Raw genomic sequence first — 3,105 nt, 5'->3', positions numbered from 1 at the left:
TTGATTTCTAGTCTTTGATTAGATCGTTCTTTAAAAATTTGGGTATGTGATAGAAAGATAGACTGAACGTTACTTTCACTGGTAACGGATCAGGCTAAGGTAAAATTTGTGAGTTCTCTTAGTTGAGAAATTCGAATTTTCGGCGAATGTCGTCTTCACAGTATAACCAGATTGCTTGGGGTTATATGGTCAAGTGAAGAAGCGCATACGGTGGATGCCTTGGCAGTCAGAGGCGATGAAAGACGTGGTAGCCTGCGAAAAGCTTCGGGGAGTCGGCAAACAGACTTTGATCCGGAGATGTCTGAATGGGGGAACCCAGCCATCATAAGATGGTTATCTTGTACTGAATACATAGGTGCAAGAAGCGAACCAGGGGAACTGAAACATCTAAGTACCCTGAGGAAAAGAAATCAACCGAGATTCCCTTAGTAGTGGCGAGCGAACGGGGACTAGCCCTTAAGTGGCTTTGAGATTAGCGGAACGCTCTGGAAAGTGCGGCCATAGTGGGTGATAGCCCTGTACGCGAAAATCTCTTAGTCATGAAATCGAGTAGGACGGAGCACGAGAAACTTTGTCTGAATATGGGGGGACCATCCTCCAAGGCTAAATACTACTGACTGACCGATAGTGAACTAGTACCGTGAGGGAAAGGCGAAAAGAACCCCGGAGAGGGGAGTGAAATAGATCCTGAAACCGTATGCGTACAAGCAGTGGGAGCAGACTTTGTTCTGTGACTGCGTACCTTTTGTATAATGGGTCAGCGACTTATTTTCAGTGGCGAGCTTAACCGAATAGGGGAGGCGTAGCGAAAGCGAGTCTTAATAGGGCGTCTAGTCGCTGGGAATAGACCCGAAACCGGGCGATCTATCCATGGGCAGGTTGAAGGTTGGGTAACACTAACTGGAGGACCGAACCGACTACCGTTGAAAAGTTAGCGGATGACCTGTGGATCGGAGTGAAAGGCTAATCAAGCTCGGAGATAGCTGGTTCTCCTCGAAAGCTATTTAGGTAGCGCCTCATGTATCACTGTAGGGGGTAGAGCACTGTTTCGGCTAGGGGGTCATCCCGACTTACCAAACCGATGCAAACTCCGAATACCTACAAGTGCCGAGCATGGGAGACACACGGCGGGTGCTAACGTCCGTCGTGAAAAGGGAAACAACCCAGACCGTCAGCTAAGGTCCCAAAGTTATGGTTAAGTGGGAAACGATGTGGGAAGGCTTAGACAGCTAGGAGGTTGGCTTAGAAGCAGCCACCCTTTAAAGAAAGCGTAATAGCTCACTAGTCGAGTCGGCCTGCGCGGAAGATGTAACGGGGCTCAAACCATACACCGAAGCTACGGGTATCACGTAAGTGATGCGGTAGAGGAGCGTTCTGTAAGCCTGTGAAGGTGAGTTGAGAAGCTTGCTGGAGGTATCAGAAGTGCGAATGCTGACATGAGTAACGACAATGGGTGTGAAAAACACCCACGCCGAAAGACCAAGGTTTCCTGCGCAACGTTAATCGACGCAGGGTTAGTCGGTCCCTAAGGCGAGGCTGAAAAGCGTAGTCGATGGAAAACAGGTTAATATTCCTGTACTTCTGGTTATTGCGATGGAGGGACGGAGAAGGCTAGGCCAGCTTGGCGTTGGTTGTCCAAGTTTAAGGTGGTAGGCTGGAATCTTAGGTAAATCCGGGATTCTAAGGCCGAGAGCTGATGACGAGTCATCTTTTAGATGACGAAGTGGTTGATGCCATGCTTCCAAGAAAAGCTTCTAAGCTTCAGGTAACCAGGAACCGTACCCCAAACCGACACAGGTGGTTGGGTAGAGAATACCAAGGCGCTTGAGAGAACTCGGGTGAAGGAACTAGGCAAAATGGCACCGTAACTTCGGGAGAAGGTGCGCCGGTGAGGGTGAAGGACTTGCTCCGTAAGCCCATGCCGGTCGAAGATACCAGGCCGCTGCGACTGTTTATTAAAAACACAGCACTCTGCAAACACGAAAGTGGACGTATAGGGTGTGACGCCTGCCCGGTGCCGGAAGGTTAATTGATGGGGTTAGCTAACGCGAAGCTCTTGATCGAAGCCCCGGTAAACGGCGGCCGTAACTATAACGGTCCTAAGGTAGCGAAATTCCTTGTCGGGTAAGTTCCGACCTGCACGAATGGCGTAACGATGGCGGCGCTGTCTCCACCCGAGACTCAGTGAAATTGAAATCGCTGTGAAGATGCAGTGTATCCGCGGCTAGACGGAAAGACCCCGTGAACCTTTACTATAGCTTTGCACTGGACTTTGAATTTGCTTGTGTAGGATAGGTGGGAGGCTTTGAAGCGTGGACGCCAGTCTGCGTGGAGCCATCCTTGAAATACCACCCTGGCAACTTTGAGGTTCTAACTCAGGTCCGTTATCCGGATCGAGGACAGTGTATGGTGGGTAGTTTGACTGGGGCGGTCTCCTCCTAAAGAGTAACGGAGGAGTACGAAGGTGCGCTCAGACCGGTCGGAAATCGGTCGTAGAGTATAAAGGCAAAAGCGCGCTTGACTGCGAGACAGACACGTCGAGCAGGTACGAAAGTAGGTCTTAGTGATCCGGTGGTTCTGTATGGAAGGGCCATCGCTCAACGGATAAAAGGTACTCCGGGGATAACAGGCTGATACCGCCCAAGAGTTCATATCGACGGCGGTGTTTGGCACCTCGATGTCGGCTCATCACATCCTGGGGCTGAAGCCGGTCCCAAGGGTATGGCTGTTCGCCATTTAAAGTGGTACGCGAGCTGGGTTTAGAACGTCGTGAGACAGTTCGGTCCCTATCTGCCGTGGACGTTTGAGATTTGAGAGGGGCTGCTCCTAGTACGAGAGGACCGGAGTGGACGAACCTCTGGTGTTCCGGTTGTCACGCCAGTGGCATTGCCGGGTAGCTATGTTCGGAATAGATAACCGCTGAAAGCATCTAAGCGGGAAACTAGCCTCAAGATGAGATCTCACTGGAACCTTGAGTTCCCTGAAGGGCCGTCGAAGACTACGACGTTGATAGGTTGGGTGTGTAAGCGCTGTGAGGCGTTGAGCTAACCAATACTAATTGCCCGTGAGGCTTGACCATATAACACCCAAGCAATTTGAGTCGAA

General features: G+C 50.8%; 1 rRNA gene. It reads left to right on the top strand.

The features are described from left to right. Positions 1–187: 187 nt before the first annotated feature. A 23S ribosomal RNA gene (locus DK870_RS29000) occupies positions 188–3,079 on the top strand. Positions 3,080–3,105: the final 26 nt, after the last annotated feature.

This window comes from Pseudomonas sp. Q1 (genome assembly GCF_009935975.1).
Taxonomy (GTDB): Bacteria; Pseudomonadota; Gammaproteobacteria; order Pseudomonadales; family Pseudomonadaceae; genus Aquipseudomonas; species Aquipseudomonas palleroniana.
This window is presented reverse-complemented; position numbering and strand designations above follow the sequence as displayed.